Source organism: Streptomyces sp. M-16 (assembly GCF_052114405.1).
Classification (GTDB): domain Bacteria; phylum Actinomycetota; class Actinomycetes; order Streptomycetales; family Streptomycetaceae; genus Streptomyces.
Map to the genome: position 1 here is coordinate 87,418 of NZ_JBFRER010000013.1, position 6,873 is coordinate 94,290.

The 6,873-nt window shown below is 71.7% G+C and carries 5 protein-coding genes; 2 read left to right on the forward strand and 3 right to left on the reverse strand.

Annotated elements, in window-relative coordinates; genetic code table 11:
* Window positions 1–83: 83 nt before the first annotated feature.
* Together AB4039_RS09030 and AB4039_RS09035 are read right to left on the reverse strand one after the other, a co-directional pair.
* A complete protein-coding gene (locus AB4039_RS09030) occupies window positions 84–3,416 on the reverse strand; it encodes a S8 family serine peptidase (RefSeq protein ID WP_442270453.1) in 3,333 nt (1,110 codons plus the stop codon).
* Window positions 3,417–3,690: 274 nt separating this feature from the next.
* Window positions 3,691–4,260: a CGNR zinc finger domain-containing protein gene (locus AB4039_RS09035; RefSeq protein WP_030229604.1), complete on the reverse strand. Its 570-nt coding sequence runs from the start codon at window positions 4,258–4,260 to the stop codon at window positions 3,691–3,693.
* A gap of 109 nt (window positions 4,261–4,369) precedes the next feature.
* Between AB4039_RS09035 and AB4039_RS09040 the strand changes: the two genes are divergently transcribed.
* Window positions 4,370–4,831, forward strand: coding sequence for a VOC family protein (locus AB4039_RS09040; RefSeq protein ID WP_351030820.1), 462 nt, complete (start codon window positions 4,370–4,372; stop codon window positions 4,829–4,831).
* Between the two features lie 23 nt (window positions 4,832–4,854).
* Complete coding sequence (locus tag AB4039_RS09045; protein WP_442270454.1) at window positions 4,855–5,754, forward strand: pyridoxamine 5'-phosphate oxidase family protein; 900 nt, start codon at window positions 4,855–4,857, stop codon at window positions 5,752–5,754.
* On the opposite strand, the gene AB4039_RS09050 is transcribed toward AB4039_RS09045, so the two are convergent.
* Entirely contained in the window at window positions 5,730–6,689 is a 960-nt protein-coding gene (locus AB4039_RS09050) for a hypothetical protein (RefSeq protein ID WP_266839042.1), read from the reverse strand. The genes AB4039_RS09045 and AB4039_RS09050 overlap by 25 nt on opposite strands.
* Window positions 6,690–6,873: the final 184 nt, after the last annotated feature.

The window sequence follows — 6,873 nt, forward strand, 5'->3', positions numbered from 1 at the left end:
CCCAGGGGGGCGGGTACGGCGAAGGGGCGGGCGCCCGATGCGGGCGCCCGCCCCTCCSTCATGCCGTCACACCCCGGGGGGAGTTACGGGAGGACCTTCTCGATCTGCACGCTGCCGAGGCCGGCGGCGGTGCCGCGGGCGTTGAGCAGCTGGACCTGGCCGAAGAACTGACGGCCCTCGGGGGCCGCGCTGCTGACCAGGACGTTCGCCGAGACGTTCGCCGAGGCGCCGGTGGCGAGGTTCACCTTGGCGGCCTCGTCGACCTGGACGGAGCCCAGGGCGGAGGAGAAGTACACGTCGCGGTAGTCGTACGTGGTGGAGCCGGACGGGACCGCGTAGCCGATCACCTTGATGGTGTAGGTACCGGCGGCGGGCTTGGCCAGGCTCACGGCCTCCTCGGAGTCGCCGTCGGCGGAGGAAGCGACCTTGACGCCGTCCTTGTAGACCTCCAGGTCGAGGTCCGCGGCGGTGTCGGAGGTCTTGCCGATGGCGACGTCGAGGCGGGAGACGCCCTCGCCGACGGTGACCTCGGTGGTCTGCGTCTCACCGGCCGCGATGGTCGGCTTGGCGACCTTCGCGGAGCCGAGCGGGCCGCCCTGGAGCGTGCCGCTGGAGATGGCCGCGCCGTCGTTCTTCACGGTCCACTGGACCGGCGCCGGGGTGCCCTGCTTGACCTCGGGGAGGACCTTGACGGCCGGGTCGAAGCCCGCGCCGAGGACCGAGACGTCCAGCTTGAACGGGTTGTCGAGCAGCGGCGACGTGCGGCGCGACTCGACCTCGATCTCCCAGACGCCCGGCTGCGGGTCGGCGTACGAGCGCAGGTCGGGGCGGCAGGTGTTCGCCGGGTTGTCGTAGTTCGGGTAGCACTGGGTGGTCGCGCTGTCCTCGACGCCCGTGCCGTACGGGTGGATCGAGATGAAGCGGGTCTGGCTGCCCGGCTTCAGACCGCCGAGGGCGACCTCAAGGGTCTTGGCGCCCTGCGGGACGGTCACGAAGTACGACTTGTGGCTGTTGCGCTGCACGGAGGAGGTGTCCGACAGCGTGAACGACGGCTTCGCCAGCGGGGTGGAGGCGACGACCGTGGCCAGGACCTGCTTGTCGATGCCCTCGGTGGTCGGGTCGTCGAGCTGCAGGATGCCGCTGTGCACGCCGGCCGACTTGACGTTGGCCTCGACCTTGATGGTGACGGGCTTGTTCAGCGGGAGCGTGACGTAGTCGTAGCCGCCGACGACCTTGAAGGTGCCGTCGTTGTTGCGCCAGCTCAGGTTGTGCCGGGTGCCGTACTTGACGCCCGTGGTGCGGGTGACGACGACGTCGTAGACCTTCTTCTGGCCGACCTTGAGGCCGCCCTCGCGGTCGTACAGGCCGGTGCCGAAGCCCGGGGTCTTCAGGAACTGGTCGAGCGCGGTGTCGACCGGGGCCTTGACGGTGAACTCTTCGGCCTTCGCGCCGCGCTGGATGGACTCCCAGGCGTCGACGATGTTGATGAGACCGGCACCCTGGGCGTGCGCCGGGACGTCGTCGATCTTCTTCGCGGTGCTGGTCAGCGCCACGCGCAGGTTCGCCGGGGTCAGCGCGATCTTCTGCTGCTTGGCGGCCGAGATCAGCAGGGCGCTGGCGCCCGTCGCCTGCGGCGAGGACATCGAGGTGCCCTGGAGCATCGAGTAACCGGCCGGCAGGCTGTAGCCGGCCTCCTTGACCGGGCTGCCGGGCAGCCAGGTCTGGGTGGTGTTGATCGCCGCGCCGGGGGCGGTGATGGTCGGCGTGAACCCGCCGTCCTCACGCGGACCGCGCGAGGAGAAGGGGAACATGTTGTACTTCTTCGACACGCCGGAGCCGTAGTTGGCCGCCCAGGTGTCCTTGGAGACCGCCGCGCCCACGGAGATGACCTTGTCCGCGAGGCCGGGGTCACCGATGGTGTTGACGCCGGGGCCCTCGTTGCCCGCCGAGATGACGAGCTGCACGCCGTAGGTGTCGATGAGGTTCTTGTACAGCTCCGAACGGGCGTTGTTGCCGTCGTTCAGGGCCGGGAGACCACCGATGGACATGTTGACGATGTCCACGCCGCGGTTGACGACGAGGTCGATCATGCCCTCGGTCAGCGCGATGTTGGTGCAGCCGCCGGACCAGGAGCAGGCGCGCGAGGAGACGAGCTTGGCGCCGGGCGCCTCACCGTTCATCTTGCCGCCGAAGAGGCTGTTGGCGGCCGTGATGCCGGCGACGTGCGTGCCGTGCTCCGACTCGATGATGCCGATGTTGACGAAGTCGGCCTTCTTGCCCACCCAGTCCCCGCCGAAGGGGTCCATCGGGACGTCCTTGCGGATCTGGATCACGAACGGGATGCGCTCGGCGACGTCGGTCGCCGGGTTGTCCGTGCCGAAGTAGCCGACCTGGTAGCCGTCCTTGTACGGCTTCATCGGCTCGTTGTTGGTGAAGTCGCCGTCCTGGTCGGTGTCGACGCGGACGGTGCCGGCCACCGGGTCGTACAGCATGCCGAACTTGTCGGTGGTGTCGCCGTCGCGGTTGACGTCGCCCTTCATGTCACCGGTGGCGGTGATCGACTCGCTGAAGCGGCTCCACTGGAAGGTGCCCTCGGGCGCCTTCCAGCTCTGGCCGCCCGCGGTGAAGGAGCCGCCGGTGGCGGTGACCGGGGTGACCTGGGGGCGCCAGGTGGCGTCGTTGTCCAGGATCGGGTCGGTCGCGGTGACCCAGTCGACGATCTTGCGCTCGCCGGTGGTGGTCTTCTGGAGGGCCGGGTGCGCGACGTCGACGCCCGAGTCCAGGATGCCGATGGTGACGCCGCGGCCGTCGGCCTGCGGGTTCTTCTGGACGAAGTCCACCGCGCCGGTCTCGAAGGACGGGTTGTACGGGTTCTTCGCCGGGGTGTTCTTGTCCGGCCCCGGGAAGGACCCGTCGGCGGTCTTCTTGGCCGAGCCGGCGTCCTTGCCCGCGTCGGGGCGCGGGTCCGGCAGCTGGATCTCCTGCCGCAGGTCCATGCCGTGTACGGATTCGAGCTTGGCGGCGGCCTTGAGCGCGGCCTCGGCCTTGTCGGTCGGCAGGGTCGCGCGGACGTAGCCGAGCTTGTCGTACGTCTGGCCCACCGAGGCGCCGTGGACGGCGTCGAGCTGGTCGGTCACCTGCTTGGTCTGCCCGGGAGCGGTGGCGACCATGACGGTGACGGTCGCGTCACCCTTGGCCTTGGCCTCTTGGAGCAGCTCGGCGTCGACCGAACCGAGCTTCTGGTCGGCGGACTTGACCGGCGGGGCGTTCCGCGGGTCGTCGCCGGCCGCCGCGAAGGCGGGGACGGCGCCGGTGGCGCAGAGGGCTGCCACCAGGCCCGCGGCTGCCGCGACGCGAGCGGCACGCCGCGCGCCGGGTATGGGCCCGGTGGTGGAGCTGGGGGAGTCGAGGGTCATCAGCATCCCTGGCTAAGTGAAAGATACGGTCCGGAATTCGGTGCCGGATGACCGGTCAGCTTTGCGCAAGTGACAGCTGTTTGGGGAGGGTTGTTATTGACCGAGACCTGACATGGCGGACTCTCGCCAGTGCGTACTACCCGCCAGTAGGGACATGTCGGGGCAAGGCGGGGCGACTCGCAGCGGTATGCGAGTTGATTTATCGACTTACCAGCCTCGCGCCGGGTGGGGTGCGGGCCTCCGTCTCATGACGGGTGTGACAGATTCCGACCGTTCAGCGCTCGCGCGTGCGCGCGTAGTGCCGCGAGGCCTTGGCGCGGTTGCCGCAGACGGCCATCGAGCACCAGCGCCGGGTGCCGTTGCGCGAGGTGTCGTGGAAGTGCAGGATGCACGTCTCCGAGGCGCACTTGCGGATCCGGTCGGGCGCCGACCGCAGCAGTTCCAGGTAGTCGCGGGCCGCGGTCCATGCGGGTCCCCAGGAAGGGTCGTCGAACTCCGCTCGCTCGCCCGGACCTTCGGCCGTGAGGGTGGCCCGGATGCGGCCGTGCTCCAGTACGGCGTCGATCAGCTCGCGGGCGCCGGTGTCGGCCGGGTCCGTAACGGCGCGGGCGAGGGCCTCGCGCGCGGTCAGCAGGTGGACCAGGGTCGACTTGTCGGCGCGGAAGCGGCCGTCCAGCCCCGTGCTCCGCAGCCAGAGGGCCAGCCCCTCCAGCCGGCTCAGGCCGAAGGCCCCGGCGAAGAGGTCGGTGGGCACGCCCTCCGGCATCCAGCGCGTGTTCACCAGGTCGAGGGCGAGCGGCTCCCCGATGAGCGGGCGGGGGTCCGTCGTCGGTACTGCCGTCATGTCCGCCTCCTCGCTCCGCTAACCCCTCAAGGGTACGTGGCCGGTTGACGCCCGGATCTCTAACCTCTAATCTCAATTTAGAAGGTTAGAATCACTGAAGGGAACCGTCATGACCGCCACCGCCGTCGGCACGCTCCGCACGGGCCACGTGGGCCTCAACGTCACCGACCTGGACCGCTCGCTCGCCTTCTACCGCGACGCCCTGGGCTTCGAGCTCCTCGGCGAGGGCAAGGAGGACGGCCGCCGCTTCGCCTTCCTGGGCCGCGACGGGGAGCTCGTCCTCACCCTCTGGCAGCAGGCGCAGGACCGGTACGCCCCTCAGGCGGCCGGACTGCACCACCTGGCCTTCTCCGCCGGCGCGATCGAGGAGGTCCGGGCGTACGAGGAGCGGCTGCGCGGCCTGGGCGTCGACTTCGCCTACGAGGGCGTCGTCGCCCACCGCGAGGGCGCCACCTCCGGCGGGATCTTCTTCCACGACCCGGACGGCACCCGGCTGGAGATCTCCGTGCCGACCGGCGCCGAGGGCGCACCCGCCCCGACCGCAGGTGCTCCGACCTGCGGGTTCTTCTAGGCCCTCAAGGAAGGGGAGCCGCCATGGACCGGTACCACCGGGGCTCGCTGGCCGTGCAGGAACGGGTCGGCGTGCGCGACCTCGCCGACCACGTCGGCCGCTCGATCGGCAGCGGTATCCGGGACGTCGCCGCGGCCTTCCTCGCCGGGCAGCCCCACCTCGTGGCCGGCGCGGCCGACGGCGAGGGCCGGGTGTGGGCCTCGATGCTCACCGGGCCGCCCGGTTTCGTACGGGCCGAGGGGCGCGGCCGGATCACCGTCTCGGGCGGCCTGCCCGACGGGGATCCGCTGGCCGGGGCGCTGGCCGTGGCCGGCACCCGGGTCGGCACCATCGCGCTCGATCCGCGCACCCGGCGCCGGATGCGGCTGGGCGGGTCCCTGGCCGTGACGGCCGGCGGGTTCGCGGTCGAGGCCGAGCGGGTCTTCTCCAACTGCCCGAAGTACCTCCAGAAGCGACAGCCGCTGGAGCTGGTGGCCGAAGGGCCCGGGGTCCTGTGGCGCGGGCCGGCGCTCACCCCCGGCCAGCAGCGGGCGGTCCGCGCGGCCGACACCTTCTTCATCGCCACCACCGCGGGGGCGGAGGGGGCCGACGCGAGCCACCGGGGCGGTATGCCGGGCTTCGTGGAGGTGCTCTCGCCGACCGAGCTGGCCTGGCCGGACTATCCGGGGAACGCGATGTTCCTGACCCTGGGCAACCTCCTCGCCGACGACCGGGCCGGGCTGCTCTTCCCCCACTGGGAGAGCGGCGCGCTGCTCCAGCTCAGCGGGCGGGCCCGGACCGAGTTCGGCGGCGCCGGGGAGCGCCGGGTGCGGTTCACGGTCGAAGCGGTGGTGGAGGGCCTGCATCCGGGGCGGCTGCGCTGGAGCGCCCCGGAGTACTCTCCGGCCAACCCGCCCGTTCACCGGGGCAGTACGACCAGGTAGGCGGCGGGCTCGCGGTCGGCGGAGGCCGTCAGGGCGGTCCGGACGACCGCGGCCTGCTGCTCGGGCCAGTCGCGCAGCTTGCGCGGGGTCAGGTGCAGCATGGTCACCCCGAGGCGCTCCAGGGTCTCCCGCTTGCGGACGGCCTCGGCCCAGTCCTCGTCCTCGCCCTGGCGGGGTGCGCGGGTGTCGATCTCGATGGCGACGGCCTGCTCGGGCCAGTAGGCGTCCACGCCGCCGAGGTGCGGGCCGCCGGGCAGCCGCAGGTCCACGTTCCAGACGGGCTCGGGGAGTTCGTAGCCCCGGACGAGCTGGTACAGCCGGTCCTCGGCGATGGCCCGGCCCTCGGCGAGCAGGGCCTCCACGGCGTCCACCACGTGCGGCCGGTTCAGCAGCCGGGCGACCGTCAGCTCCCGTACGACGGCCGCCGGTTCGCAGTGGCCGGCGCGGACGGCCTCGCTCAGCAGGCGGCGTACGGCGTCGGCGTCGGAGAGCTGGGCGATGGCGTCGGCGACGGCCCGCGCCACCGGGGCCACGGGCAGGCCCGTCACCTCCAGCGGCCGGGGCGGGGTGTGGGCGCGGACGATCCGGACGTCGCCGGTGGAACGCAGCCGGCGCGTGCCGGGCACGAGGACGTCGATGTGCGAGAGGCCGAGCAGGGCGGGGGCGGCGGAGAACCGGTAGAGCGCGAGCGCCGCCAGCCCGGTGATCATGACCTCGCCGCCGCGCCGGCCCGCGTACAGCAGGGCGGCGTGCAGCCGCTCCTCGCTCGTCGCGGGGCCGGAGTGCAGGAGGAACACCCCTGGCAGCACCTGCTGCCAGGGGCGCCCGGCGGCCTCGGCGGCGCTGACGCCGTGCTCGCGCAGCTGCGCGAGGGTCAGCACGCGGGGGCGGCTGGCGGTGAGGTGGGCCAGGGGGAGGGGTGCGTTCTGGTTCATGACGCGGTGATTCCCTCAGGCCATGGCCTTGCTAACGCCTGTTACACGTTCGTCGACAAATCCGGACAAGCTGGGGCTAAAGTACGGGCGTTCGAGTGCCGATGACGTGCCCTCGCCTGTCGTCTGTCGCCTGTCGCCTGTCGCCTGTCGCGCGTCGCAGCGTCGCCGCGTCGGCGGGGCCGGA

Bases quoted from the DNA above. Each gene is read 5' to 3' on its own strand.
- AB4039_RS09050 (WP_266839042.1), bottom strand. From the start codon at position 6,689: ATGAACCAGAACGCACCCCTCCCCCTGGCCCACCTCACCGCCAGCCGC.
- AB4039_RS09035 (WP_030229604.1), bottom strand. From the start codon at position 4,260: ATGACGGCAGTACCGACGACGGACCCCCGCCCGCTCATCGGGGAGCCG.
- AB4039_RS09045 (WP_442270454.1), top strand. From the start codon at position 4,855: ATGGACCGGTACCACCGGGGCTCGCTGGCCGTGCAGGAACGGGTCGGC.
- AB4039_RS09040 (WP_351030820.1), top strand. From the start codon at position 4,370: ATGACCGCCACCGCCGTCGGCACGCTCCGCACGGGCCACGTGGGCCTC.
- AB4039_RS09030 (WP_442270453.1), bottom strand. From the start codon at position 3,416: ATGACCCTCGACTCCCCCAGCTCCACCACCGGGCCCATACCCGGCGCG.